The organism is Kitasatospora sp. NPDC098652, assembly GCF_044760155.1.
Lineage (GTDB): Bacteria > Actinomycetota > Actinomycetes > Streptomycetales > Streptomycetaceae > Kitasatospora.
In genome coordinates this window covers 160,805-184,439 of sequence record NZ_JBIWAQ010000009.1, presented here as the reverse complement: position 1 = coordinate 184,439, position 23,635 = coordinate 160,805, and the positions used below count along the sequence as shown (strand labels likewise).

The window sequence follows — 23,635 nt, the reverse complement described above, 5'->3', positions numbered from 1 at the left end:
CCCGGTCGGAGCGGCTAGAGGAACGGCTCGATCGCCGGCAGCAGGTCCTGGAAGGTCCGCCCCTTCGCCGGGGCGCCGATCGCCTGCATCTCCCAGCCGCCGTTGCCGTCCCGGACCACCTTCGCCATGATCTGCCCGGTGTGCGGCCCGCCGCCCGCCAACTCGTACCGGGCCAGCTCCACCCCGGTCGCCTCGTCCACCAGCCGGCAGTGCGCCTGGCTCACCTCGGCGAAGGTCTGCCCGGTGTACGAGCTGACCGTGAACACCACCTGGGTGATGTGCGGCGGCACGTGCAGCAGGTCGACCAGGATCGCCTCGTCGTCCTCGTCCCCGGAGCCGCCCTCCAGGTTGTCCCCGGTGTGCCGCACCGAGCCGTCGGTGGACTCCAGGTGCTGGAAGAACACCACGTCGGACGGGGTCCGCTCGGCGTACAGCAGGGCGGAGGCGTCCAGGTCGATCTTCCTGGTCCGGCTGCCGAACAGGCCCCGCTTGGGCGCGGCCTGCCAGCCCAGCCCCATCCGCACCACGGTCAGGGCGGCGCCCGCCCCCTTCTGGAGGCTGACCCGCTGCCCCTTGGCAAGGTTCACCGACACGACGTTGTCCTCTCTGCCGGCCGCGCGCTCGCTGCCGCACGGCTCCCCGGTGGAACACCCCGTCGCCGTCCCCCGGCTGAGGCCCCCTCTGCTTCCGGCCCGCGACCCCGTCCCGAGGGCGCGATGCCGCAGGCCAGCCTAGGGCCTGCGGCACCCGCGACTCCTCCGGGTTACCCGGTTTGTGGCAAGGATGAGACACCGCGGGGCTTGACCGGTGCCGATCCGGCCAAGCCCCGCACGGCGGGCCTCAGGCCACGCCCGCCTCGCGCATCTGCCGCAGCTCCTTCTTCAACTCCTTGACCTCGTCGCGCAGCCGCGCCGCGACCTCGAACTGGAGGTCTGCGGCGGCCGTGTGCATCCGGTCCGTCATCTCCTGGATCAGCTCCGCCAGCTCGGCGGCCGGCAGCGACTTGGCCGGCTTGCGCCCCGCGCCCAGCGCCGGCACCGGGGCCTTGCCCTTGCCCTGGCCCCGGTAGCCGCTGGAGAGCAGCTCGTCGGTGTCCACGTCCTCCCGGGCGAGGGTGTCCAGGATGTCGCCGATCTTCTTCCGCAGCGGCTGCGGGTCGATCCCGTGCTTCTTGTTGTAGGCCTGCTGCACGGCCCGGCGCCGGTTGGTCTCGTCGATCGCCTTCTCCATCGACGGGGTGATCCGGTCCGCGTACATGTGCACCTGGCCGGAGACGTTGCGGGCCGCGCGGCCGATCGTCTGGATGAGCGAGGTGCCGGAGCGCAGGAAGCCCTCCTTGTCCGCGTCCAGGATCGCCACCAGCGACACCTCGGGCAGGTCCAGGCCCTCGCGCAGCAGGTTGATGCCGACCAGCACGTCGTACTTGCCCGCCCGCAGCTCCCGCAGCAGCTCCACCCGGCGCAGGGTGTCCACGTCGCTGTGCAGGTACCGGACCCGGATGTCCAGGCCCAGCATGTAGTCGGTGAGGTCCTCGGCCATCTTCTTGGTCAGCGTGGTGACCAGGACGCGCTCGTCCCGCTCGACCCGCTTGCGGACCTCGTGCACCAGGTCGTCGATCTGGCCCTCGGTCGGCTTGACGATCACCTCGGGGTCGATCAGCCCGGTCGGGCGGATGATCTGCTCGACCTGGCCGTCGCCGCGCGACAGCTCGTACGCCCCGGGCGTCGCCGACAGGTACACCGTCTGCCCGATCCGCCCCAGGAACTCCTCCCACTTGAGCGGACGGTTGTCCATCGCCGAGGGCAGCCGGAACCCGTGCTCGACCAGCGTGCGCTTGCGCGAGGCGTCGCCCTCGTACATCGCGCCGATCTGCGGGACGGTGACGTGCGACTCGTCGATGACCAGGAGGAAGTCCTCCGGGAAGTAGTCCAGCAGGGTGTTCGGCGGGGAGCCCGGCTCGCGGCCGTCGAAGTGCATCGAGTAGTTCTCGACGCCCGAGCAGGTGCCGATCTGGCGCAGCATCTCGATGTCGTAGGTGGTGCGCATGCGCAGCCGCTGGGCCTCCAGCAGCTTGCCCTGCTTCTCCAGCCTCCCGAGCGTCTGCTCCAGCTCCTGCTCGATGCCGGTGATCGCCCGCTCCATGCGCTCGGGGCCGGCCACGTAGTGCGAGGCGGGGAAGACGTAGATCTGCTCGTCCTGGCTGATGATCTCGCCGGTGAGCGGGTGCAGGGTGTAGAGCGACTCGATCTCGTCGCCGAACATCTCGATCCGGACGGCGAGCTCCTCGTAGACCGGGAAGATCTCGATGGTGTCGCCGCGGACCCGGAAGGTGCCGCGGGTGAAGGCCACGTCGTTGCGGGCGTACTGGATGTCGACGAAGCGGCGCAGCAGCACGTCGCGGTCGATCTCCTGGCCGACCTTGAGCGGGACCATCCGGTCCACGTACTCCTGCGGGGTGCCGAGGCCGTAGATGCAGGAGACGGAGGCGACCACGATCACGTCGCGGCGGGTGAGCAGCGAGTTGGTGGCCGAGTGGCGCAGCCGCTCGACCTCCTCGTTGATCGAGGAGTCCTTCTCGATGTAGGTGTCCGTCTGCGGGACGTACGCCTCCGGCTGGTAGTAGTCGTAGTACGAGACGAAGTACTCGACCGCGTTGTTCGGCAGCAGCTCGCGGAACTCGTTCGCCAGCTGCGCGGCCAGCGTCTTGTTCGGCGCCATCACCAGGGTGGGGCGCTGCAGCTTCTCGATCATCCAGGCCGTGGTGGCCGACTTGCCGGTACCGGTGGCACCGAGCAGCACGACGTCCTTCTCCCCCGCCCTGATCCGCCGTTCCAGTTCGGCGATCGCCGCCGGCTGGTCACCGTTGGGTTGGTAGGGGCTGACGACCTCGAAGGGCGCCACGGACCGCTCAATACTCGTGATGGGACGCACGCCTCCACCGTACGACCCACCAGTGACAACCGGTGCCGCTTCCCTCAGGCCGCGTGCGCCTCGAAGGTCATCGCGGGCTCGTGGGCCGGATCGATGCGGACGACGGAGTCGAAGGCGGCGGCCAGCCGCTCGATCAGCGGCAGGGTCGGGTCGACGCCGCTCTCCTCGATGCTCTCGACCGTCTCCTCGTCCAGCCCCACCCGCTCGGCGAGCTCGGCGAGCGTCCACCCGAGCGCGGAGCGGCGCGCGTACACGGCCTCGGCCAGCGCCATCCGCCGCCCGGCCGCCCGGTACTCCTCACTCTCGCGGTGCTCCGGCGGTACGACCCAGCGGGTGTGGTAGCCGCTGCTCATCGCTGCTCCTCCCGGATCTCGATCTGGTAGCTCGCCCGGGACCCGTCGCCGGTCATGCCTCTCCCCCTTGCTCGGCAGTGGGTACAACTGCCGAGCAAGCGGGAGGTCACGGCTCAGGACTTGGCGCTGTCGCGGGCCAGGGCGACGAGGCGGGAGATGGCGCGCAGGTACTTCTTGCGGTAGCCGCCGCGCAGCATGTCCTCCGGGAAGACCTGGTCGAAGGGCAGACCGGAGGCGGTGATGGGCAGCTCGCGGTCGTACATCCGGTCGGCGAGGACGACCAGGCGCAGCGCGGTGGACTGGTCGTCGACCTGGCGCACGCCCCGCAGGCAGACCGCGCTGACGTCGTCCAGCAGCGCGCCGTAGCGGCTGGGGTGGACGGCGGAGAGGTGGGCGAGCAGGGCGTCGAAGTCGTCCAGCGAGGCGCCGGGGGTGCGGGCGGCGACGGCCTCGACGGTGTCGTCGGGGTACGGCGGCGGGGCGTCGGGCAGGCCGCGGTGGCGGTAGTCCTGGCCGTCGATCCGCATCGGGCGGAAGTGGGCGGACAGGCCCTGGATCTCGCGCAGGAAGTCGGCGGCGGCGAAACGGCCCTCGCCGAGCTTCTCCGGCAGGGTGTTCGAGGTGGCGCACAGCTTGACGCCGTTCTCGACCAGCCGGCCGAGCAGGGTGGAGACCAGCACGGTGTCGCCCGGGTCGTCCAGTTCGAACTCGTCGATGCAGAGCAGGGTGTGCCCGGAGAGGGTCCGGACGGCCTGCTGGAAGCCGAGCGCGCCGACCAGGTTGGTCAGCTCGACGAAGGTGCCGAAGGCCTTGGGGCCGGGGGCGGCGTGCCAGAGCGAGGCGAGCAGGTGGGTCTTGCCGACGCCGTAGCCGCCGTCGAGGTAGACCCCGGCCGGGCCGGTGGGCGCGGGGGCGGAGCGGCGGAACCAGCTGCGCTTGGGCGCGGAACCGTTTCCTCCCCCGAGGGTGCCCGCGAACTGCTCCAGGACCTGGACGGCCTCGTACTGGCTGGGCTGGCTCGGGTCCGGGAGGTACGTTCCGAAGCTCACCGCGGCGAACCGGGGCGGCGGGACCATCTCGGCGACCAGCCGCTCGGCGGGCACGACGGGGCGGCGTTCGGTGAGTGCGATCGGGGCGCCGGCCGGGCTCTCGGCGGCTATCGACTCGGTCGCGGGGGCGGGGTGGGAGGCTGCGGGCACGTTAGTAGAGGGTACGCCTGGTGCCCGCGCCCTCCGAACCCGCTCCCGGGCCGTTCCGGCCGGCCCGCGCCGGCCGCTCCCGGCCGCTCCCCGCAGCACCCGGCCCCGGCCGGCACCGCGGTGGAAGACTGGGGACATGCAACAGTTGATCAGCCCGCTGGGCGCTCCGGTCGCCGATCCGTCCGACCTGGAATCGCTCGCCGCCGTCTACGCGTACCCCGACCAGGTGAATCGGGGGCGCCCGTGGCTGCGGGCCAACATGGTGGCGGGGCTGGACGGCGGTGCGCGGCTCGACGGCCTGTCCGAGGGCCTGTCCGGGGACGCCGACAAGCGGATCTTCGGCGTGCTGCGGGCCCTGTCCGACGTGGTGCTGGTGGGCGCCGAGACGGTCCGGGCGGAGGGCTACCGGCCGGCCCGGGCCCGGGCGGAGTTCGCGGCCGCGCGGGCCGCGGCGGGGCAGTCCCCGGCCCCGGCGATCGCGATCGTGAGCCGCTCGCTGGACCTCGACCTGGCCGCGCCGCTGTTCACGGAACCGCTGGTCAGGACGGTGGTGATCACCGTCGAGGACGCCCCGCAGGAGCGCCGCCGGGCGGTCGCCGAGGTGGCCGACCTGGTGCTCGCCGGGCGCGGCTCGGTGGACCTGCGGGCGGGCGTGGCGGCCCTGGTGGAGCGGGGCTGGACGCGGCTGCTGACCGAGGGCGGCCCGCGGTTGCTGGGGCAGCTGGCGGCGGCGGGCCTGCTGGACGAGCTGTGCCTGTCGCTGGCCCCGCTGGTCACCGGCGGCGACGCGCCGCGCATCGTCCGCGATGCGGAAATGCCGGACGTGCAGCGGATGCGGCTGGTCTCATTGATCGAGCAGAAAGGATTCCTCTTCACTCGCTACCTGCGTCACCTGGGTTCGGATGACCCCGTGACCCCCCGATCGTGATCCCGTTATGCGATGCCGGGGCCCGGGGGCCGGCCACTGGAAGGGACTCACGTGTTCAAGACGGTACTGATGATCGAAAAGGCGCTCTCGGACGCGGACGTGGAACTCGTCACCACGCTCCACAGCGACGAGAAGGTGTCCTTCGTCGTCCTGATGCAGCCGCGCGGCAAGCAGGACGAACTGCTGCGGGCGCTCGACGACGTCGCCCTCGGCCACCTCGACAAGGTGGTGCACGAGCACGACGAGTCCGAGAACGCCCCCACGGTGGCCGGCGAATCGCTGGAGCACAGCCTGCGCCACCTGCGCGCGGCCGGGGCGGAGGCGATCGGCGAACTGGTCGAGGAGAAGCCGCTGGACCGGCTGCGCGCGGCGGTCGGGGAACACCGGGCGGACGAGGTGGTGGTGCTCACCTCGCCGCACTTCGTCGAGGAACTCTTCCACCGCGACTGGGCCTCCCAGGCCCGCCACAAGGTGGGGGTGCCGGTGCTCAGGCTCTTCGCCAGCGACTCCTGACTCCGCCCGCCGGTGGTGCAGAATCGTCCTTGCGGTCCGCCCGCGAGGACGATTCGCATCCCGTCCGCCTGCCCACCAGATCCCGCCCGTACGGAGCCACGCCTTGAACGACGCCGCGCACGACCTGCACGCCCCGCACTTCATCGGCATCGGCGGCGCCGGGATGTCCGGCCTGGCGAAGATCCTCGCGGTGCGCGGTGCCAGCGTCTCCGGCAGTGACTCCAAGGAGTCCGAGACCGTCCTCGCGCTGCGCGCCCTGGGCGCCACCGTGCACGTCGGCCACGCCGCCGAGCACGTGCCGGACGGCGCCAGCAGCATCGTGGTCTCCAGCGCGATCCGCGCCGACAACCCCGAGCTGGTCACCGCCCGCGAGCGCGGCATCCCGGTGGTGCACCGCTCCGACGCGCTGGCCGCGCTGATGGGCGGCCGCCGGGCGCTGGCGGTGGCCGGCACCCACGGCAAGACCACCACCACCAGCATGCTCGCCGTCGCCCTCGGCGAGCTGGGCCTGGAGCCGTCCTACGCGATCGGCGGGGACCTGGACGCGCCCGGCTCCAACGCCCAGCACGGCACCGGCGAGATCTTCGTCGCCGAGGCCGACGAGAGCGACCGCAGCTTCCACAAGTACGCGCCCGAGGTGGCGATCGTGCTCAACGTGGAGCTGGACCACCACGCCAACTACGCCTCGATCGACGAGATCTACGAGTCCTTCGAGACCTTCGTCGGCCGGATCACCCCCGGCGGCACCCTGGTCGTCTCCGCCGACCACGACGGCGCCCGCGAACTGACCTCCCGGGTGGCCGCCCGCGAGGGCCTCAACGTGGTCACCGTCGGCGCCGCCGAGGACGCCGACCTGCGCGTCCTCTCGGTGGTCGCCCACGGCATGACCAGCGAGGTCACCGTCCTGCTGGACGGCGAGGAGCTGACCTTCACCGTGTCGGTGCCCGGCCGGCACTACGCCCACAACGCGGTGGCCGCGCTGGCCGCCGGCGTCGCCCTGGGCGTCCCGGCCGCCGACCTGGCCAAGGCGCTCGGCGCCTACACCGGCGTGCGCCGCCGGCTCCAGCTCAAGGGCGAGGCGGCCGGCGTCCAGGTGATCGACTCCTACGCCCACCACCCCACCGAGATGACCGCCGACCTGGAGGCGATCCGGGAGGGCCTGGAGGGCGGGGGCCGCGTCCTGGTGGTCTTCCAGCCGCACCTGTTCAGCCGCACCCAGCAGCTCGCCGAGGAGATGGGCCAGGCCCTGGCACTGGCCGACGCCTCGGTGGTGCTGGACATCTACCCGGCCCGCGAGGACCCGATCCCCGGGGTCACCAGCGAGCTGATCGTCGACGCCGCCCGCCGGGCCGGCGCCGACGTCACCCCCGAGCACGACTTCGCCGCCGCCCCCGCCCTGCTGGCCGGCCTGGCCCGCCCGGGCGACCTGCTGCTCACCATGGGTGCCGGCGACGTCACCAACCTGGGGCCCGAAATTCTCCGGCACCTCGCGAACGTTGCTTCCAACGTCTGACGTACGCCGAGCGGGAGTCGTGATGAGCTACGAGATCGAGAAGACCGAGGCCGAGTGGCGCGCCCAGCTCAGCCCCGAGGAGTACCACGTGCTCCGCGAGGCGGGCACCGAGCGGCCCTTCGTCGGCGAGTACACCGACACCAAGACGGTCGGCGTGTACGCCTGCCGGGCCTGCGGGGCGGAGCTGTTCAGCTCCGAGACCAAGTTCGACAGCCACTGCGGCTGGCCCTCGTACTACGCGCCGCTGGCCGGGGACCGGGTCGAGTACATCGAGGACACCTCGCTCGGCATGCGCCGGGTCGAGGTGCGCTGCGCCCGCTGCGGCGGGCACCTGGGGCACGTCTTCGAGGGCGAGGGCTACGGCACGCCGACGGACCAGCGCTACTGCATCAACAGCGTCTCGCTGACGCTGCGGCCGGCCGAGGAGGGCTGACCGCCCTCGCCGAGGGCCCGGACCGCTGCGGCGGCCGGGCCCTCGGTGCTGTCCGACCGGCTAGCCGGCGACCGGCGCGAAGCGGACCGGCAGGTGCACCAGGGCGCGGTGGAACGGGCCCGGGCGCCAGAGCAACTCCCCCGCTGGGGTGGCCAGTTCGAGGTCACTGAGCCGGCTGGTGAGCTGCTCGATGGCGGTGATCGCGATCAGCAGGGCCGGGTCCCGGGCCGGGCAGGCGTGCGGGCCGGCCGCCCAGGCCAGGTGGGCGCTCTCGCCGCTGCGCAGCTCGCCGCCGTCGGTGGTCGGCGCCGCCTGGGAGTTGGCGGCCGCGTACGAGACCAGCACCAGCGAGCCGGCCGCGATCTCGCGGCCGTGGAAGGTGATGTCGTACCGCGGGTAGTGGGCCGAGAGGTTGGCCAGCGGCGGTTCGTGCCACAGCACCTCGTCGATCGCCTGGTGGGCGGTCATCGCGCCGCCGAACAGCGAGCCGGCGTAGCGGGCGTCGGTGAGCAGGCGCAGCAGGGCGTTGCCGATCAGGTTGGTGGTCGGCTCGTGCCCGGCGATCATGGTCAGGGTGATCTGCCGGATCACCTCGTCGTCGTCCAGTCCGACCGGGTGGGTGACGAACCAGGAGGCCAGGTCGTGCCGGGGGCGCTCGCGGCGCTCGGCGACCATCGCGGTGACCACCGCGACGAGCTTGCCGTACGCGGCGCCGGCCCGGGCGCCCGACTCGATCAGCCCGGTGATCGCGGCCACCACCTCGGCGTGCTCCTCCTCCGGCACGCCGAACCCGGTGGTCAGCACGAAGGCGGGCAGCTGACGGGCGTACTCGGCGATCAGGTCGGCGCTGCCGACCGCGGCGAAGCGGTCGATCAGCCGGTGGGCGACCTCGGCGATCTGGCGCTGCAGCCGGTGCGGTTCGAGCAGGGCTAGGCCGTCGGTGATCACCGCGCGGTAGCGGGCGTGCGTCGCGCCGTCGCTGAACAGCGCGGTGGGGCGGTAGCCGAGCACCGGCAGCAGCGGGGAGTCCGGCGGGAGGGTCGCCTGCCAGGCGCGGGAGTCCTTGGAGAAGGTGTCGGTGTCGCGCAGCAGGTCCAGTGCGGCCTGGTAGTCGGTGACCAGCAGGGCCTCGACACCGGGGGCGATCTCGACCGGGGCGACGGCGCCGTGGCGGCGCAGCCGCTCGTACGCCAGCTGGGGGTCGGCGGCGAAGACCGGGCCGTAGATCGGGGTCGGTCGGGTCTCGACGGTCACGGGCGTTCCTGGGGATCGGTGACGGTGGCGGGCAGGGTGTCCAGGACGTGCTCGGCCAGGGCGATCAGCGCGTCGAGGCTGCTGCCGCGCTCGCGCGCGTCGCACAGCAGCAGCGGGGTCGCGGCGTGCAGGTCCAGGTGGGCGCGCAGCACCTCGGGCGGGTGCTCCGGGGAGTCCGGGAAGGTGTTGACGGCGACGGCGTACGGCAGGCCCTGCTCCTCGACCATGTCCATGATCTCGAAGGAGTCGGCCAGCCGGCGGGTGTCGGCGAGCACCAGCGCGCCCAGGGCGCCGCGGGCGATGTCCTGCCAGAGCGGGAAGAAGCGGCGCTGGCCGGGGGTGCCGAACAGGTAGAGCACCGTGTTGCCGGGCAGGGTGAGCCGGCCGAAGTCCACCGCGACGGTGGTGGTGGTCTTCTCCGGCAGGCCCGCCAGGTCGTCCACCGGTCGGCCGGTCTCGGTCATCGCCTCCTCGGTGTGCAGGGTGGCGATCTCGGAGAGGGTGCGGATGAGCGTGGTCTTGCCGACCCCGAACGGGCCGGCGACCACCAGTTTCATCAGCAGTTGGTCCCGGTCGGGCAGGTAGCCCACCCGGCTCGACCGCCCGGCCGGGAGGCCGTGGTCGGAACCGGGGACCTGGCTGAGGCCCGGGCCCGGGCCGGGGCCGGGGACCTGGCCGGGGCCGGAACCGGGGTCACCGGAGCGCACGGAGTCCAACGAGGAGCCTCTCGACGATGGAGCGGTCGGTCTGCTGGGCGCGCGGGATCGGCGCGCGGGCGCGCAGGCAGCCCGCCTCGACCAGGTCGGCCGCGAGGAAGACGGTGGCGCTGACCGGCAGGCGCAGGTGCGCGGCGGCCTCCATCACGGTCAGCGCGCCGGGGCGCAGCAGTTCCCAGAGCCGGCGGTGCTCCGGGTCGAGGTCGGCGGGCGGTTCGGCGCGGTCCGCGAACAGGACGGTCAGCCGCTCGAAGCCGTCGGTGCCGGGGCGGCTGCGGCCGCCGGTGGCCAGGTAGGCGGGCACCATCCGCCTGCGGGGGACGGCGCTCATGACCCGGTCGGGGTGCCCTGCGCGCCGGCCTCCTGCTGCCGGGACGGGCTGGCCAGGGCCCGGCCGAGGGCGGCGACCTGGAGCTGCATCTGGTAGGCCACGTTGCCGAGTTGGGCGTCCGGGGCGGTGAACACGGCGAGCGAGGTGTTCTCCCCGGCGGGGACCACGATGGCGTAGCCGAGGTCGGACTCCACCACGGTCTGGGCCAGCCGGGGCCGCTCGACGTCGGTGAAGGCGGTGGTGAAGGCGCGGGCCGCGGCGTGCACGGTGGCGGTCATCGCGGCGACCCGCTCGGCGGAGGCCCGGCCGAGGCCGTCGGAGGCGGCCTCGACGAGGCCGTCACCGGTGGCGACCACCGCGTGCAGCACCCCCGGGAGCTCCAGCAGCGGGTTCAGCACCCAGGAGATCTCTTCGGTGGCGGTCGGGCTGGGCGAGCTGCTCACTGCTCGGCTCCTTCTAAGGTCGGTCCGGTGGTGTGGTCACCGGTGTCGCGGCCGGCGGTGGTGTCGCCGGTGCTGCGGGTCTCGCCAGTGCTGCGTGTGTCGCCAGTGCTGCGGGTCTCGCCGGTGCTGCGGGTCTCGCCGGTGCTGCCGGTCCCGTCGGTGCTGGGGGTGTCGCCGGTCGCCGTGCTGCCGGGGGTGCCCGGGGCGGCCTGGGCCGCCGCGGCCCGGCCGGAGTCGGTGCCGCGCTGCAGGGCCTGCCAGTGGGCGGCGGCCCGCTCGGGGGTGCGGACGTACGGTGCGGGCTGCTCCCCCGGGCCGCCCGCGGCCCCGGCGGCGGGTGCCCCGCCGGACGCTCCCCCGGCGGCCGGTGCCCCGGGCGCCGCCCCCGGTTCCTCGCCGGTGCGCGGGCGGCGGCGGCGCCGACTGGGCAGGCCGCTGCCGTCCCCGTCGGGGGTGGCCCCCGCCTCCGGGTCGGGCACCACGTGGATGGCCGGCGCCGGGTGCGGCCCGGGCTGGTTGTGGCGGTCGGCGAGCACCGGCGGGCCCTGCTCGTCGGCGTCGCGCATCGGCGGGACGGCCGCGACGGTGGGCGCCGGAGCCGGGCCGCTGCCGGCCCGCAGCGGCAGCGGGGTGAGCACGGACAGCGGCTGCTCGTCGTCCACCGTGGTCACCAGCGCGGCCGGGATGCGCAGGAGGGTCCGCATGCCGCCGTACGGCGAGGGCTCGATGTGGCAGGTGAAGCCGTACTGGCGGGCCAGCTTGCCGACCACCGCGAAGCCGGTCTTGGGCGGGTTGCCCAGCTCGGTGAGCAGCACGTCCGCCGGGCCGGCCAGCAGTCGGCGGGCCCGGCGCAGCTGGTCCTCGTCCATGCCGATGCCGCTGTCGTCGACGATCACCAGCGCGCCGCGGCCGCCCTGCTGGACGGTGACCGGGACGTCGGTCTCCGGGTGGGAGTAGGCGGTGGCGTTGGCGAGCAGTTCGGCGATGGCGATGGCGATCGGCTCGGCGGCCCGGGCGACCACGGCCAGCCGCTGCTCGCGCAGGTGGTTGGCGACCTTGATCCGGGCGTAGCCGGGCACCCGGGAGAGCGCGCCGACGACCACCTCGGCGAGCGGGGAGTCGGTCCGGGCCAGGCCCGGCCAGGCCTCGCAGAGCACGGCGACGGTCTGGATCCGGCGCAGCGCGACCTCGTTGCGGAAGTCGACCTCCAGCAGCCGGGGGTCGTCGTTGTCGTGCTGGAGCTGCTGGACCAGGCTCTGGATCTGGTAGAGCAGGGTCTGGATCCGAGAGGTGGCGCCGCGCATGGCGGCCCGGGCGGCGGCGTCGACCCGCTCGCGCTCGTCGGCGAGGGCCGCGGTGGTGGCGTCCAGCACGGACTGCAACGCCCGGACGCCCTCGGGGCCGACGGCCTGCGGGTCCAGCGGGCCGACCGCCGGGGCGTTGGTGTGGGTCAGCCGGACGGCCGTGGCGACGACCCGTTCCTGGGCGAGGTGGCCGATCTCGGCCAGCAGCGCGGCGGCGGCGCGGTCCGCGGCGGCCAGCCGGGCCTCGGCGGCCGCGGCGCGGGCGTTCGCCTCCCCGATGCCGGCGTTCGCCTCCTTGGCCCGGGCGTTGGCGGCGGCGCCCCGCTGGTCGGCGGCCCGGGTGTGCTCCTCGGCCCGCCTGGTCTGCTCGGCGGCGTTCCGTACGGCCTCCTGGGCCTCGTCCCGCTGGCGTTCCGCGCGGGCGAGTTTGGCCTCGGCGGCGCGGGCCTGCTGCGCGCTCTGGCCGAGCGCGGCCTCGGCGGCCACCGCCCGGCGGACGGCCGCGGCCCGGCCGCGGGCGAGCACGACCGCGGTGGCGGTGGCGGCCAGCGCCAGGACGATCAGCGCGATCAGCGCGATCTGCGTCATCGGGGTCCTCGGGTGTCCTTGCTGCTCGGCCCGGGTCTGCGCCCGGGGTGCGGTTCCGGGCGGAGCTCGGGAGCGGGGTGCGCGCGGGTGCGCTGGTGCGGGTGCGGGAGTGCGGGTGCCGGGCGCGCGCGGGGTCCGGCCGGGGTTCCGGCCGGTGTCCCGGCGGTCGGTACCCGGCGGCCGGTGCCCCGGCGGTCAGTTCCCCGCGGTCAGTTCCCGGCGGAGCGCGGACGCGGGATCCGGGCCGAGTCCTCGGCCAGTTCGCGGGCCACCAGGGCGACCTGGCCCATGGCGTCCAGGATGCCGGGCAGCTCGGAGCCGTCCAGGTGCCGGTACTCGGCCGCGACGGTGAGCACCAGCCGTTCGGGCAGGCCGAGCTCGGGGTGGCGCTGCTCGGCGATCACCCGCCGGGCGGCGTCCAGCGCGGGTATCCCGGCGGCGTGCAGGGTGTGGGCGCGCTCGCGGACGTACGCCAGGTAGCCGATGTGCTCCTGGACGCCCTCGCGGTCGAGCACCGGGCCGTGGCCGGGGACGAAGATCTCCGCGCCGGTGTCCAGGGCCTGTTCGCAGGCGCCGATGACGTTCTCCAGCGGGCCGGCCCAGTGCGAGGGGTGGTCGCCGGGCTGCTCGGAGGTCGAGGAGAAGATCACGTCGCCGGTGAACACGACGCGCTGGTGCGGCAGGTGGACCATCAGGTCGCCGCCGGTGTGGGCGGCGGGCAGGCTGGTGATCCGCACCGGGTAGCGGCCCACCTTGAGCTCCAGCTCGCCGGTGAAGACGGTGTCCGGGTGCACCGGCTCGGTGGTGGACCAGTCGAAGCCCCCGAAGTGCTCGCGGAGGTAGCCGCCGAGCGGGGAGTCCGGGTCGCTGTTGGTGAGCAGGGCGTGCTGCTGCTGGGGGGTGGGCTCCCAGTGGATGTGCTCCAGCGCCTCGCGGGTGGCTATCACCTCGGCGTCGGGGAGCACTCCGGCGCCCCACAGGTGGTCGCCGTTGGCGTGGGTGACGACCACCCGGTCGATCTCGACCCCGGTCGGCAGCAGGCGCCGGCTGGCGGCCAGGAACTCCCCGGCCAGTGAGGGGTCGTACGGGGTGTCGATCCAGAGCGCGGTGGTCTCGGAGGCCAGCAGGCCGCAGTTGGCCAGGCCCCAGCCCCGCTTCGGGGGGAGCCACACGTACAGGTCCTCGGCAATCGCGCTCACGTTCGCACGGTTGATCGTCATGCGCGCGATTATGCCCATGTTGTGTCAGGGATGGGGCAAAAGCTGTACGACCAGCTGGAGTTAGTGCCCCGTTCCCTCCCGCACTGTCCGGATTCGCACCACGTGGTCGAGACCAATCGTCTCACGGCTCGGGACGACTCGTGGACACCTCACCCCGGAACCCCGACGGGACGTCGGACCGCTGGGCGGGCAGCACCCGGCAGACCTCGACCGTGACGTCCACCGTGTCCAGCCCGATCACCCGCCCCTCCACCGCGACGAATCCTTTCTCCCCCGAGCGGAACAGCGCCGCCAGCGGGGAGCCCCGGTTCGCCGAGGTCAGGGCCTCCACCGCCATCGCCGAACCGAAGGCGAACACCCCGCAGAGCACGACGCAGGGCGCGTGCCGGGGCGTACGGGTGACGAAGATGAAGCCGTGGTCGCGGATCAGCTCCCCGGCCGGGTTGGACAGCGCCTCGAAGGTCATCCCGCCCCAGCGGGCGCGGGCCTCGTCCGGGTACTCGACCGCGAAGTCCGGGAACACGGCGTCCAGCACGCCGCCGGAGTAGGAGTTGACGCCCGGCCCGCCGATCGAGAAGGTCGGCATCCGCGGGTCCTGCGCCCCCGCCACCACCAGCTCGATCGTCGCCTTGCGGTTGACCTTCCGCAGCAGGTCGGTCAGCTCCGCTATCGCCCTGGCCTCGGCCATCGGCACGAACAGCACGTTCTTCGGCCCGCGGCTGGTCAGTTGGCAGCCGTCCGAGGTGAAGGCGAACTCCGCCACCTCCAGGCTCGGGATGACGATCTGCACCCGCCCGTACGGCGCCAGCAGCGCCCGCAGGAAGCCGTAGCGGAGGAACAGCATGGTGCGGGCGAGGGAACGGGCCGCGAGGAAACCGATCACGGCCGGAACCGATGCGATCAGCACCTGGAGCAGGATCTCCATATGATCCCCCGGGGGAAGACTCGACCACGAACTGTGCGCCCTGGTCATGTCCCCGTCCGTGGCCGGAAATACCCCCCTTCGCGGCAAATCGGGGGCTCGGGCCCGCGCGCCCCCCGGTCACCCCAGGCGCTTGATCCCCCTGCGCTCCCCCGCGCAGCGCTCGTACCCCAGCCAGGCATTGATCGCCAGCATCGGCGCGTTGGTGGCGTCGTTGCTGGTGTACGCGCGGCGGTGGCCCGCCGCGGCCGCGCGCCGCAGCGACTCCAGCTTGGCCAGCTTGGCCAGCCCGCGGCCGCGGAACTCCCGGCGGCAGGCGGTGAACCCGGACCAGTAGCGGTCCACCCCGTCGGTCTGCGCCAAGGTGAGGGCCACCGGCTCGCCGTCCACCACGGCGACCACCGTCAGCCCGAGGTCGAGGTCCGGCCGGGCCCAGTCGCCGCGCAGCCACTCCTCGTAGTCCAGGGCGTCCATCACCACCTCGCCGGGCTCGTCCCGGATCGCGTCCGCCTCCACCAGGAACAGCGGGCGCGGATCGTCCGCCCAGTCGGTGGCCGGGCGCAGCTCGACGCCGGCCGGGCGCGCCGGCGCCGACGGCAGCGGGAGGGTCAGGTCCCGCCCGCCGAAGTGGGCTTCGCGCCCCAGCTGGTAGCCCCGGGCGGTGCCGAAGGCCAGGGCGGCGGGCTCGTCGTCCAGCCAGGTGTGCAGTTCGGCCACCCCGTGGGCGGTCAGGTGCCGCTCGGCCGCGGCCAGCAGAGCGGTGGCCGCGCCGCGCCGCCGGAACTCCGGCAGCACGCTTCCGTTGGCGTAGCCGACGCCGGTGGTCGTCGTCCCGAGCACCAGTCCGCAGCGCACCGCGCCGACCACCCGGCCGTCCAACTCGGCGACGAAGGTGCGGAAGTGCTCCTCGGGATTGGTCCGGGCGTTCATCCAGAGCAGCGTCTCGGCGCTCATCACCAGGTGCTCGCGGCCGGCCCGGTGGGCGGCCGCCACCGCCTCGGCGTCGGCGGGGCGGAAGTCTCGGATCGTCAGTTCGGTATCAGTCATGGATTCGCACGCTATCCGCGACCACCCGCGACCGCCTCCGAATTTCCCGCGGGCCGCCCAGCTGCGGAGTCGCCCCGGACGGGGGGCCGGAGTCCTCGATCACCTGGACGGCAAGCTCAAATAATGCTCTGAGAAGACCGGGTGAGGCTTGGCAGCCACCCCGCCCGGGGACATCCTCAGCAACACGGCCGCGCGGTCCTGGCGACGACGCCCGCACCGCCCGACGGCCTCTCCACCCGGCCCTCCGAAGGGGGCGAACCGATGACCTCCCCTGCCCTGGACCTGCCCGGCTCCGCCGCCCCTACTGCCACCGCCACCGCCACGGTGGACACCGCCGCCGTGGACACCGCCGCGCCCCGGCTCGGCGTCGGCCTCGGCTGGCGCAGCGAGATCGACACCGTGGTCGAGCGCCAGCCCGGCCTGGACTGGGTCGAGGTGGTCGCCGAGAACGTCTGCGCCGACCACCTGCCCACCTCGCTCACCGTCCTGCGCGAACGCGGCGTCACCGTCGTCCCGCACGGCGTCGGCCTCGGCCTCGGCGGCGCCGACCGGCCGGACCGGGGCCGGCTCGGCCGGCTCGCCGGAACGGCGCTCGCGCTCGGCTCCCCGCTGGTCACCGAGCACCTGGCCTTCGTCCGGGCCGGCGGCCTGGAGGCCGGCCACCTGCTGCCCGTCCCGCGCACCCGGGACTCGCTGCGGGTGATCGCCGAGAACGTCCGGATCGCCCAGGACCAGCTCCCGGTGCCGCTCGCCCTGGAGAACATCGCCGCCCAACTCGCCTGGCCCGACGACGAGTTCACCGAGGGCGAGTTCCTCGCCGAACTCGTCGCGCGGACCGGCGTCCGACTGCTGATCGACGTGGCCAACCTGCACACCAACCGGGTCAACCTCGGCACCGACCCGGCCGCCGAGCTCGACCGCCTGCCGCTGGAGGCGCTCGCCTACGTGCACGTCGCCGGCGGCACCCTGGTCGACGGCGTGTGGCACGACACCCACGCCCACCCCGTCACCGAACCGGTGCTGGAGGTCCTGGCCGAACTCTGCGCGCGGGTCGAACCGCCCGGCGTCCTGCTGGAACGGGACGCCGACTTCCCGCCGCCCTCCGAACTGGCCGGTGAACTGGACGCCATCCGTCGGGTGCTGGAGGGGAGCACCCGATGACGCCCGACCTGGACCGCGTCGAGCCGACCGGGCCCGCCGGCGCCGAGGACGCGACCGGTGACCGCACCGAGTGCGCCACCGACAGCGCCCGGGAGCGCCTGGCCCGGCGCCAGACGGAACTGCTGGCCGCCCTGGTGGCCGGCGGGCCCGTCCCGCCCGGCTTCGACCCGGACCAGGTCCGCGCCCAGTCCACCGGCCTCGCCGCCAAGCGGCGCGACACCACCGCGAAGGTCGCCCCCGACCTGCCCCGCCTGCTCGGGGCGCAGTACGGGCCGCTCTTCCTCGCCTACGCCCGCACCCACCCGCAGACCGGCGGCTACCACGCCGACGCCCGGGCCTTCGCCGCGTGGGTGCTCACCGACGGCGGCCCGTCCGCCGCCGACCACCGCCGCGCCCTGGAGCAGTGGCTCCACCCGGCGCCCGAGCCGCCGCCCGGCCCACTCGCCAGGCTGCGCCGGGCCCTGCGCGGCCACTGATCCGACGTCTCACTCGGGGGAACCGCCCATGTGGCACAACAGCTACTTCCTGATCCCGGCCCTCCTGCTGGTCGCGGCCGCACTGTACGCCTCCCAGGCCCGGCAGCGGGTCACCCACGTGCCCCGCCCGCAGGGCCTGCCCGGCCGCGGCCTGCCTCTGCTGGACACCGCCTTCCTGGCCGGCGGCCCGGGCCGGGTCTTCGACACCGCGCTGATCCGGATGCACCTCGGCGAGCAGGTCGTGATCAACCGCGCCGGACTGGTCACCCTCACCGGCGCCCGGCCGTACGACGCGGTCGACCAGGCCGTGCACGACGCCGTCGGCCCGACCGGCAGCCGGGAACTCGGCGCGCTGCGCCGCACGGTGACGCGCTCCGCCGCCGTCCAGGAGATCGGCGACCGGCTCGCCGACCGCGGCCTGATGCGCCGTCCGGAACGGCTGCACCGGGCCCGCGTGGCACGGCGGCTGCTCTGGCTGGCGATGCTCGACGTCGTGGTCTTCGCCGGGCTCGCCCTGCTGCTGGACGACGGCGCCGCCCTCTACGACCGCCCCAACCTCTGGTACCCCGGCCTGCTGCTGCTCCTCGGCGCCGTCACCCTGCTCGCCACCCGCCCGGCCGACGGCCGGGTCACCCCGGCCGGGCACCGCCAGCTCGCGCTGATGCGGGGCGGCACCCCGTGGACGCCCGGCTCCGGTGTCTCCCCCCGGCTGACGGGCGGCGCGATGCTGGGCGCGGTCGCCCTCGGCGGCCTGGCCGCGGCCGCGCTGGACAACCAGGAGCTGGAGGCCGCGATGCTGGCCGCGGCGGCCGAGGACGAGGCGGTGCGACAGGCCCAGGCGTCCTCGTCCTTCTTCTCCTCGTCGTCCTCGTCGAGCGGGTCCTCGGCTGGCAACTCCTCGTCGAGCAACTCCTCGTCGAGCAACTCCTCGTCGAGCGGTTCCTCCTGTGGCGCCGCCGCCACCGCCTCGTGCGGCTCCGCCGGCTCCGGCTCCACCCACCACCACTCCTGCGGCTCCTCGCACCACTCCTCGTGCGGTTCCTCGCACTCCAGCAGCTGCGGCTCCTCGCACTCCAGCTGCGGTTCCTCCTCCAGCTGCGGGTCGAGCTGCGGGAGCAGCTGCGGCGGCTCCTGACGTCACAGTTCGGTATCGCGCCCCGGGAAGCCGTTCCCCGCGCCGGGGCCCCAGGCATAGAACAAGCCCATGTGGTTGCTGTTCCTGATACCGGCCTGTGTCGCGGCGGTGCTGTCCTGCCTCCGGCTGGTGCGGATGACCGCCACCGCCGATGCCCTCGCCGACCAGGACGGGCTGCGCCCACCGGAGGCCGTCGGCATCGGACTGTACGAGACGGCCTACCTGGCCGGCGGCCCGGACCGGGTGGTCGAACTCGCCCTGGTCCTGATGGCCGGCCGCGGCCGCCTGCACCTCGCCCACACCGGCTGGACCACCGTGGTCGACCCCAGGGGCCGCAGCCGGCTGGAACGGGCGGTGATCGCCACCGTCGGCCCCGAGGGCCAGTGCCGTACCGACGAGCTGCGCCGGGCGATGGGCGAGCACCCCACCGTGCTGGAGATCGGCGCCCGGCTGGCGCTGGCCGGCCTGGCCACCCCGGCCCTGGTCCAGCGCAACACCGTGGTGGCGGTGCGCCAGGTCCGGCACGCGATGCTGCTGACGGTGGTGCTGCTCGCCGCCGCGGTCTCGCTCAGCGGCTTCACCGGCGGTGACACCCTCGCCCCGTTCGCCTGGTTCTCGCTGCCGCTGGTGCTCACCGCGGGCACCCTGCTGATGGCCCGGGTCGACGTCTACCCGTACACCCGCTGGGCCTCCCCGACCGGCCAGGAGGTGCTGCGCGAGGTCCGCCCGGCCCGCCAGCGCGGCCTCGCCGACGACGAGGAGCGCGAACTGCTCACCGCCGTCGCGATGAACGGCCCCGCCGTGCTCCCCGACGCCCGCCTGCGCGCCGCCCTGCGCCCGCACCGCGGCTGAACCGCGGCCGAACCGCACGAACGCCGGAGGCCGGCTCCCCGCCCGAGCGGGGGGAGCCGGCCTCCGGTGCGGCGCGGGTCAGACCAGGCCGTTCAGCAGCTCGCTCACCGGCTTGCGGCGGCCGGTGAAGAACGGCACCTCCTCGCGGACGTGCAGCCGGGCCCGGGAGGGGCGCAGGTCGCGCATCAGGTCGACGATCCGGTGCAGCTCGTCCGCCTCGAAGGCGAGCAGCCACTCGTAGTCGCCGAGCGCGAACGAGGCCACCGTGTTGGCCCGCACGTCCGGGTAGCCGCGGGCCATCTGGCCGTGCTCGGCGAGCATCGCGCGCCGCTCGGCGTCCGGCAGCAGGTACCACTCGTAGGAGCGGACGAAGGGGTACACGCAGACGTAGTCGCGCGGGCGCTCGTCGGCGAGGAAGGCCGGGATGTGCGACTTGTTGAACTCGGCCGGGCGGTGCAGGGCCATGTTGGACCAGACCGGCTCCAGCTGGCGGCCCAGGCCGGTGCGGCGGAAGCGGTTGTACGCCTCCTGGAGGTCGTCCGAGTCCTCGGCGTGCCACCAGATCATCAGGTCGGCGTCCGCGCGCAGCCCGGACACGTCGTAGGTGCCGCGGATCGTCACGTCCTTGGCGTCCAGCTGCGCGAACAGCTCGTCCACCTCGGCGGCGAGGGCGGTGCGGTCCTCGGGCAGGGCGCCCTTGAGCTTGAACACCGACCACATGGTGTAGCGGATGACCTGGTTCAGGTCGCGTGCCTTCTTCTTCTCGGGCCGCTGCTCGGGCTCCCGCTCAACGCTCTCAGTCATGCGCCCATTGTCCTCTCCGTGGAACCGTCCCCGGTCGCCGGGGTCGACGGTCTGTCGATGTGCTCGCCGACGGCCGCCACCGCGGCGGCCGCCGAAGCGATGCAGGCCGGGATCCCCACCCCGTCGTACGCGGCGCCGCACAGCGCCAGGCCGCCCACCGCCCGCACCGCCGCCCGCACCCGGGCCACCCGCTCCGGGTGGCCCACCGGGTACTGCGGCAGGCCCGCCGTGAAGCGCGACACGAAGGTGTCGTACGGCCGGGCGGTCAGGCCGACCGCCTCCTCCAGGTCCGCCAGCGAGCGGGCCACCAGCTCCTCGTCCGGCAGCTCCAGCACCTGGTCCTCGCGGTGGCGGCCCAGCGAGGTGCGCAGCAGGAAGGCGTCCGGGGCGGAACGGTCCAGCCAGCCCCACTTGTTGGAGGAGAAGGTCGAGGCCTTGATCCGGCGGCCGTCCACCGGCGGCACCAGGAAGCCGCTGCCGGTCGGCGGCTCGGGCAGGTCGGCGCGGCGGAACGCCAGCGTCACCAGGGCCATGCCCGCGTACTCGACGGTGTCCAGCTCGGCGGCCGCCGCCGGGGCGTCCGCCCGCAGCAGCCGGGCCGCGGCCGGCGCCGGGACGGCCAGCACCACGGCGTCGGCGGTCAGCACCTCGCCGCCGGCCACCACCCGCCAGCCCTCGGGGGTGCGGCGCAGCTCCTCCACCGGGGTGTCGGTGCGCAGGTCCACACCCGCCCGCACGCAGGCCGCGGCCACCGCCTCCGGCAGGGTGCCGAGGCCGCCGCGCAGGCCCTGGAACACCGGGGTGCCGACCACCTGCGGCCGGGACGCCAGCGCGTGCACGCCCTCGACCAGCGAGCCGCCGCCCCGGGCGATCGGCAGCAGCTGCGGCACGGCGGCGCGCAGCGAGATCTCCTCGGCGCGACCGGCGTAGACGCCGCCCAGCAGCGGCTCCACCAGCCGGTCCACCACCTCCTGGCCCAGCCGGTCGGCGACGTAGCGGCCGATCGCGACGTCCTCCCCGACCTCGCCGGCCCGCTCGTGCCGGGCCCGCTCCAGCCCCTCGGCGCTGAGCACCCCGGAGGCGGCCAGCGCCTCCAGGTCGCCCGGGACGCCCATCACCTGCCCGCCCGGCAGCGGTCGCAGCGCGCCCCTGGTCCAGATCGCCGCCTTCGCGCCGGTCGGCGGCTCCAGCTGTTCCCCCAGCCCGACGGCCCGGGCCAGCTCGACCGCCTCCGGCCGCCGCGCCAGCACCGACTCGGCCCCGAGGTCCACCCGGACCCCGCCGACCTCGCCGCCCCACAGCTTCCCGCCGACCCGCCCCGACGCCTCGAGCACTATCACCCGCGCCCGCGCCGGCCCCCCGGCCGCCCCGCTCAGGAAGGCGGCCGCAGCCAGCCCCGCGATCCCACCACCGACGACGACGACCTGTGCATCCGACATGCTCGCAGTCTCGCAGGTCCTTACACGAAGGCCTCAATCAGCCAGCGTGCTCAGATCGATCGTGATCGGGAACGGCACCGACCGTTCGAGCTCCCCCCGGAAGATCCCGACAGCCACATAGGCCGAGGTCGGGACATCCAGCTCGTAGGCGTGCACGACCGGCTCGCCGTCCTCCTCCTCGACCACCCAGTAGTGCGGGATCCCGGCCTCGGCGTACTTGCGGACCTTGACCGTACGGTCACGGTGAGCGGACTCCGGCGAGACGACCTCGACAACGAGCTGCACGTCGGCCACGTCGTGCCAGGTGCGATCGGGGTCGTACTTTGCCGTCGCAACCACCACGTCCGGTTCCGGCCGGTTGCGCCGGTCGAGCTTGATCGCCATCTCGTTCTCGGCCAGCATCCCATCCGGCACCAACCTCTCCAGCGCGGTGGTCAGCCTCCTCACGACCCGACCGTGCCACGAACGCTGAGCAGACATCATGAAGACCAGTGCTCCGTCGATCAGTTCGGTGTGACGTGGCGCCTGCGGCAGGTGGTCGAGGTCGTCGGCGAACCAGCCCTCGGCTCTGGGCGCGTACATCCAGTCCGGCAGCTCACTCATGCCCCCAAGATAGCGAGTCCCGAGGCGCGGAGAGCCGCTGCTCGGTCTGTGCGCCATGGACCCGATCGTGGTGAGTACGTGCCTGGCCGGAATCCCCTGCCGCTACGACGGGCGGGCGAAGTCGTCCGTGTCCGGTGCCCGGGCGGCGCCGGCGGCGGCCGAGGCGGCGGGCGCGCGGCGAGCGCTGCTGATGGCGCGCAGTCCGTCGTGCGGCTGCGGGCAGGTGTACGACGGGACGTTCACCGGGGAGCTGCGGCGCGGGGCCGGGGTGACGGCGGCGCTGCTGCGGCGGGCGGGGATCGAGGTCACCACCGGATGGCCCGGGTCCGGCCCGCCGCCGCAGCCCGACGCGTCAGCGCGCGCTGGCCTCGTGCACGAAGGAGACCAGGCGGCTGAGCGCGTCCGGGTCCATGGACGGCATCACGCCGTGGCCGAGGTTGAAGATGTGGCCGCTGGTGCCGAGCGCCTGGGCGGCGTGCAGCACCTCGCGGGCCTTGGTCTCGACGACCTTGGTGGGCGCGTACAGCACCGCCGGGTCGAGGTTGCCCTGGAGGCTCTTGCCGGGGCCGACCCGCTCGGCGGCGACGTTCAGCGGCACCCGCCAGTCGACGCCGACGATGTCCGCGCCGGCCTGGCCCATCAGCCCGAGCAGCTCGCCGGTGCCGACGCCGAAGTGGATCCGCGGCACGCCGTAGTGGGCGACGGCGTCGAAGACCTTGGTGCTGGCGGGCATCACCGAGCGGCGGTAGTCGTCCGGGGCGAGCGCGCCGACCCAGGAGTCGAACAGCTGGACCGCGGAGGCACCGGCCTCGATCTGCACCTTGAGGAAGGCGGAGGTGATGTCGGCGAGGCGGTCCAGCAGGGCGGCCCAGAGCTCGGGCTGCCCGTACATCATGGCCTTGGTGTTCTCGTGGTTCTTGGAGGGCCCGCCCTCGATCAGGTAGCTGGCGAGCGTGTACGGCGCGCCCGCGAAGCCGATCAGCGGGGTCCCGCCGAGCTCGTCGACCAGCAGGCCGACGGCCTCGGTGACGTAGGGGACGTCGTCGGGCTCCAGCGGCCGCAGCCGGTTGAGGTCCTCGAAGGTGCGGATCGGGTCGGCGATGACCGGGCCGATGCCGGGCTTGATGTCCACGTCGACGCCGACGGCCTTGAGCGGCACCACGATGTCGCTGAAGAAGATCGCCGCGTCCACCTTGTGCCGGCGAACCGGCTGGAGGGTGATCTCCTTGACCAGCTCGGGCCGCATGCAGGACTCCAGCATGGGGATGCCCTCGCGGACCTTCAGGTACTCGGGCAGCGAGCGGCCCGCCTGGCGCATGAACCACACCGGCGTGTGCGGCACCGGCTCGTGCCGGCAGGCGCGCAGGAACGCGGAGTCGTGCGCGGCGCCGCGGCGCGCGGGGGTGCTTCGGCCGTCGAGGGTGGCCGCCGTCGGGTCTGCCGTAGTCTCGCTCACGGGTCAAATCTTCG

The 23,635-nt window shown here is 73.9% G+C and carries 22 protein-coding genes and 2 pseudogenes; 8 read left to right on the top strand and 16 right to left on the bottom strand.

The window, feature by feature from the left end; genetic code table 11:
- Positions 1 to 14: 14 nt before the first annotated feature.
- From ACIQWA_RS21180 to zapE, 4 genes are all read right to left on the bottom strand, one after another.
- Positions 15 to 593, bottom strand: a complete 579-nt coding sequence (locus ACIQWA_RS21180; RefSeq protein ID WP_360236073.1) for a TerD family protein — start codon at positions 591 to 593, stop codon at positions 15 to 17.
- Between the two features lie 247 nt (positions 594 to 840).
- Positions 841 to 2,931 (bottom strand): excinuclease ABC subunit UvrB, encoded by a 2,091-nt coding sequence (gene uvrB / locus ACIQWA_RS21175; RefSeq protein WP_402484520.1) that lies wholly within the window; start codon positions 2,929 to 2,931, stop codon positions 841 to 843.
- Between the two features lie 44 nt (positions 2,932 to 2,975).
- Positions 2,976 to 3,284, bottom strand: a complete 309-nt coding sequence (locus tag ACIQWA_RS21170; protein ID WP_360236067.1) for a helix-turn-helix transcriptional regulator — start codon at positions 3,282 to 3,284, stop codon at positions 2,976 to 2,978.
- Positions 3,285 to 3,397: 113 nt separating this feature from the next.
- Positions 3,398 to 4,444 carry a cell division protein ZapE gene (gene zapE, locus ACIQWA_RS21165; protein WP_360236403.1) on the bottom strand — a complete coding sequence of 349 codons (1,047 nt, stop codon included), beginning with the start codon at positions 4,442 to 4,444 and terminating at the stop codon, positions 3,398 to 3,400.
- A gap of 175 nt (positions 4,445 to 4,619) precedes the next feature.
- Here zapE and ACIQWA_RS21160 point away from each other — a divergent pair, with 175 nt between their 5' ends.
- From ACIQWA_RS21160 to msrB, 4 genes are all read left to right on the top strand, one after another.
- A complete protein-coding gene (locus tag ACIQWA_RS21160) occupies positions 4,620 to 5,411 on the top strand; it encodes a pyrimidine reductase family protein (RefSeq protein WP_402484518.1) in 792 nt (263 codons plus the stop codon).
- A gap of 51 nt (positions 5,412 to 5,462) precedes the next feature.
- On the top strand, positions 5,463 to 5,924 hold the full coding sequence (locus ACIQWA_RS21155) for an indole-3-glycerol phosphate synthase (RefSeq protein ID WP_360236061.1): 462 nt from the start codon (positions 5,463 to 5,465) through the stop codon (positions 5,922 to 5,924).
- A 124-nt stretch (positions 5,925 to 6,048) separates the two neighbouring features.
- The gene (gene murC / locus ACIQWA_RS21150; RefSeq protein WP_402484734.1) at positions 6,049 to 7,437 is read left to right on the top strand and encodes a UDP-N-acetylmuramate--L-alanine ligase; all 1,389 of its coding nucleotides are present in this window, start codon (positions 6,049 to 6,051) and stop codon (positions 7,435 to 7,437) included.
- Positions 7,438 to 7,459: 22 nt separating this feature from the next.
- Positions 7,460 to 7,870 (top strand): peptide-methionine (R)-S-oxide reductase MsrB, encoded by a 411-nt coding sequence (msrB, locus tag ACIQWA_RS21145; RefSeq protein ID WP_360236058.1) that lies wholly within the window; start codon positions 7,460 to 7,462, stop codon positions 7,868 to 7,870.
- A gap of 60 nt (positions 7,871 to 7,930) precedes the next feature.
- Here msrB and ACIQWA_RS21140 read toward each other — a convergent pair whose 3' ends face one another.
- The 8 genes from ACIQWA_RS21140 to ACIQWA_RS21105 form a co-directional block, all read right to left on the bottom strand.
- Positions 7,931 to 9,124, bottom strand: coding sequence for a cytochrome P450 (locus ACIQWA_RS21140; RefSeq protein WP_402484516.1), 1,194 nt, complete (start codon positions 9,122 to 9,124; stop codon positions 7,931 to 7,933).
- Complete coding sequence (locus tag ACIQWA_RS21135) at positions 9,121 to 9,681, bottom strand: GTP-binding protein (RefSeq protein ID WP_402484731.1); 561 nt, start codon at positions 9,679 to 9,681, stop codon at positions 9,121 to 9,123. The genes ACIQWA_RS21140 and ACIQWA_RS21135 overlap by 4 nt, the downstream gene beginning before the upstream one ends.
- A gap of 136 nt (positions 9,682 to 9,817) precedes the next feature.
- A complete protein-coding gene (locus ACIQWA_RS21130; RefSeq protein WP_360236052.1) occupies positions 9,818 to 10,171 on the bottom strand; it encodes a DUF742 domain-containing protein in 354 nt (117 codons plus the stop codon).
- Positions 10,168 to 10,614, bottom strand: coding sequence for a roadblock/LC7 domain-containing protein (locus tag ACIQWA_RS21125; protein ID WP_402484514.1), 447 nt, complete (start codon positions 10,612 to 10,614; stop codon positions 10,168 to 10,170). The genes ACIQWA_RS21130 and ACIQWA_RS21125 overlap by 4 nt, the downstream gene beginning before the upstream one ends.
- Positions 10,611 to 12,506 carry an ATP-binding protein gene (locus ACIQWA_RS21120; RefSeq protein WP_402484512.1) on the bottom strand — a complete coding sequence of 632 codons (1,896 nt, stop codon included), beginning with the start codon at positions 12,504 to 12,506 and terminating at the stop codon, positions 10,611 to 10,613. Before ACIQWA_RS21120 ends, ACIQWA_RS21125 begins: the two co-directional genes overlap by 4 nt.
- Positions 12,507 to 12,715: 209 nt before the next feature.
- Positions 12,716 to 13,726: an MBL fold metallo-hydrolase gene (locus ACIQWA_RS21115; RefSeq protein WP_402484510.1), complete on the bottom strand. Its 1,011-nt coding sequence runs from the start codon at positions 13,724 to 13,726 to the stop codon at positions 12,716 to 12,718.
- A gap of 121 nt (positions 13,727 to 13,847) precedes the next feature.
- Positions 13,848 to 14,651 carry a hypothetical protein gene (locus tag ACIQWA_RS21110; RefSeq protein ID WP_402484508.1) on the bottom strand — a complete coding sequence of 268 codons (804 nt, stop codon included), beginning with the start codon at positions 14,649 to 14,651 and terminating at the stop codon, positions 13,848 to 13,850.
- Between the two features lie 117 nt (positions 14,652 to 14,768).
- Positions 14,769 to 15,695, bottom strand: a complete 927-nt coding sequence (locus ACIQWA_RS21105; protein WP_402484506.1) for a GNAT family N-acetyltransferase — start codon at positions 15,693 to 15,695, stop codon at positions 14,769 to 14,771.
- A gap of 261 nt (positions 15,696 to 15,956) precedes the next feature.
- On the opposite strand from ACIQWA_RS21105, the pseudogene ACIQWA_RS21100 reads away from it, so the two are divergent.
- From ACIQWA_RS21100 to ACIQWA_RS21090, 3 genes and pseudogenes are all read left to right on the top strand, one after another.
- A pseudogene (locus tag ACIQWA_RS21100) lies at positions 15,957 to 17,332 on the top strand (DUF692 domain-containing protein).
- A gap of 28 nt (positions 17,333 to 17,360) precedes the next feature.
- Positions 17,361 to 18,467 carry a TIGR04222 domain-containing membrane protein gene (locus ACIQWA_RS21095; protein WP_402484504.1) on the top strand — a complete coding sequence of 369 codons (1,107 nt, stop codon included), beginning with the start codon at positions 17,361 to 17,363 and terminating at the stop codon, positions 18,465 to 18,467.
- A 69-nt stretch (positions 18,468 to 18,536) separates the two neighbouring features.
- On the top strand, positions 18,537 to 19,319 hold the full coding sequence (locus ACIQWA_RS21090; protein ID WP_402484502.1) for a TIGR04222 domain-containing membrane protein: 783 nt from the start codon (positions 18,537 to 18,539) through the stop codon (positions 19,317 to 19,319).
- Positions 19,320 to 19,397: 78 nt separating this feature from the next.
- On the opposite strand, the gene hemQ is transcribed toward ACIQWA_RS21090, so the two are convergent.
- Genes hemQ through ACIQWA_RS21075 form a run of 3 tightly spaced genes read right to left on the bottom strand, consistent with a single transcriptional unit; the run spans position 19,398 to position 22,165 of the window.
- Positions 19,398 to 20,123 carry a hydrogen peroxide-dependent heme synthase gene (gene hemQ, locus ACIQWA_RS21085; protein WP_350509318.1) on the bottom strand — a complete coding sequence of 242 codons (726 nt, stop codon included), beginning with the start codon at positions 20,121 to 20,123 and terminating at the stop codon, positions 19,398 to 19,400.
- Positions 20,120 to 21,562 (bottom strand): protoporphyrinogen oxidase, encoded by a 1,443-nt coding sequence (gene hemG / locus ACIQWA_RS21080; RefSeq protein ID WP_402484501.1) that lies wholly within the window; start codon positions 21,560 to 21,562, stop codon positions 20,120 to 20,122. The genes hemQ and hemG overlap by 4 nt, the downstream gene beginning before the upstream one ends.
- A gap of 33 nt (positions 21,563 to 21,595) precedes the next feature.
- Positions 21,596 to 22,165, bottom strand: coding sequence for a Uma2 family endonuclease (locus tag ACIQWA_RS21075; protein ID WP_402484499.1), 570 nt, complete (start codon positions 22,163 to 22,165; stop codon positions 21,596 to 21,598).
- Positions 22,166 to 22,220: 55 nt separating this feature from the next.
- Here ACIQWA_RS21075 and ACIQWA_RS21070 point away from each other — a divergent pair.
- Positions 22,221 to 22,415: pseudogene (locus ACIQWA_RS21070) on the top strand (hypothetical protein); the annotation flags it as partial.
- Positions 22,416 to 22,517: 102 nt separating this feature from the next.
- Here ACIQWA_RS21070 and hemE read toward each other — a convergent pair.
- Positions 22,518 to 23,621 (bottom strand): uroporphyrinogen decarboxylase, encoded by a 1,104-nt coding sequence (gene hemE, locus ACIQWA_RS21065; protein WP_402484497.1) that lies wholly within the window; start codon positions 23,619 to 23,621, stop codon positions 22,518 to 22,520.
- Positions 23,622 to 23,635: the final 14 nt, after the last annotated feature.

Excerpts from the sequence above, each read along its gene's own strand:
- ACIQWA_RS21105 (WP_402484506.1), bottom strand. The coding sequence starts at position 15,695 with ATGACTGATACCGAACTGACGATCCGAGACTTCCGCCCCGCCGACGCC.
- ACIQWA_RS21090 (WP_402484502.1), top strand. The coding sequence starts at position 18,537 with ATGTGGTTGCTGTTCCTGATACCGGCCTGTGTCGCGGCGGTGCTGTCC.
- hemG (WP_402484501.1), bottom strand. The coding sequence starts at position 21,562 with ATGTCGGATGCACAGGTCGTCGTCGTCGGTGGTGGGATCGCGGGGCTG.
- ACIQWA_RS21115 (WP_402484510.1), bottom strand. The coding sequence starts at position 13,726 with ATGACGATCAACCGTGCGAACGTGAGCGCGATTGCCGAGGACCTGTAC.
- ACIQWA_RS21095 (WP_402484504.1), top strand. The coding sequence starts at position 17,361 with ATGTGGCACAACAGCTACTTCCTGATCCCGGCCCTCCTGCTGGTCGCG.
- ACIQWA_RS21110 (WP_402484508.1), bottom strand. The coding sequence starts at position 14,651 with ATGGAGATCCTGCTCCAGGTGCTGATCGCATCGGTTCCGGCCGTGATC.
- ACIQWA_RS21160 (WP_402484518.1), top strand. The coding sequence starts at position 4,620 with ATGCAACAGTTGATCAGCCCGCTGGGCGCTCCGGTCGCCGATCCGTCC.
- msrB (WP_360236058.1), top strand. The coding sequence starts at position 7,460 with ATGAGCTACGAGATCGAGAAGACCGAGGCCGAGTGGCGCGCCCAGCTC.
- ACIQWA_RS21135 (WP_402484731.1), bottom strand. The coding sequence starts at position 9,681 with ATGAAACTGGTGGTCGCCGGCCCGTTCGGGGTCGGCAAGACCACGCTC.
- ACIQWA_RS21170 (WP_360236067.1), bottom strand. The coding sequence starts at position 3,284 with ATGAGCAGCGGCTACCACACCCGCTGGGTCGTACCGCCGGAGCACCGC.
- ACIQWA_RS21075 (WP_402484499.1), bottom strand. The coding sequence starts at position 22,165 with ATGAGTGAGCTGCCGGACTGGATGTACGCGCCCAGAGCCGAGGGCTGG.
- ACIQWA_RS21120 (WP_402484512.1), bottom strand. The coding sequence starts at position 12,506 with ATGACGCAGATCGCGCTGATCGCGCTGATCGTCCTGGCGCTGGCCGCC.
- ACIQWA_RS21130 (WP_360236052.1), bottom strand. The coding sequence starts at position 10,171 with ATGAGCGCCGTCCCCCGCAGGCGGATGGTGCCCGCCTACCTGGCCACC.
- hemQ (WP_350509318.1), bottom strand. The coding sequence starts at position 20,123 with ATGACTGAGAGCGTTGAGCGGGAGCCCGAGCAGCGGCCCGAGAAGAAG.